1 pseudogene is annotated in these 632 nt (G+C 67.7%); it reads right to left on the bottom strand.

Annotated features, from left to right (window positions below):
* Positions 1-632, bottom strand: a pseudogene (locus IH25_RS38220) (pullulanase-type alpha-1,6-glucosidase); the annotation flags it as partial.

Raw genomic sequence — 632 nt, 5'->3', positions numbered from 1 at the left:
CGCCGTGTGGTTGTACACCACGTCCATCACCACCCGCAGCCCGTCCCGGTTCAGCGCCTGCACCATCCGCCGGAACTCCACCGTCCGCGCCACACCGTCGGGATCGGTGGCGTACGAACCCTCCGGAACGGTGTAGTGGAACGGGTCGTACCCCCAGTTGTACGCGTCCTTCCCGGCCACCTTCCCCACACACTCCTGCTGCCGCTCCGAATCCGCCGGGAAAGACGCCAGGTCACAGTCCGGGACCGCCTGATCCGCCTTGCGATCGGGGATGCCGGTGATGTCGAAGGCGGGCAAGAGGTGCACGTACGACGTGCCCGCCTTCGCCAGCTTCCTCAAGTGCCGGGAACCGTCACCACCGGTGTCGGTGAAGGCCAGATAGGTACCCCGGTCCTTCCTCGGCACGGTCTTGTCTGTGACGGAGAAGTCCCGGATGTGCAGCTCCTGGATCTGCGCGTCCCGCAGCGGCACGGCCTTCGGCTTGCGCAGCTCCCGCCAGCCCGCCGGGGCCAGCGCCTTGTCGTCCAGGTCCGCGACCAGACTGCGCTCGGAGTTTGCGGTGAGCGCCACCGAGTACGGGTCGGTGACCTTGTTGGTGACCACCTCGCGCACGCTCGGCGCCCACACCTTCA

Origin of the sequence: Streptomyces achromogenes subsp. achromogenes (assembly GCF_000720835.1) — a bacterium.
GTDB lineage: Bacteria > Actinomycetota > Actinomycetes > Streptomycetales > Streptomycetaceae > Streptomyces > Streptomyces achromogenes.
The sequence above is the reverse complement of the archived record's forward strand: the minus strand, read 5'-3'. Positions and strand labels throughout refer to the sequence as shown.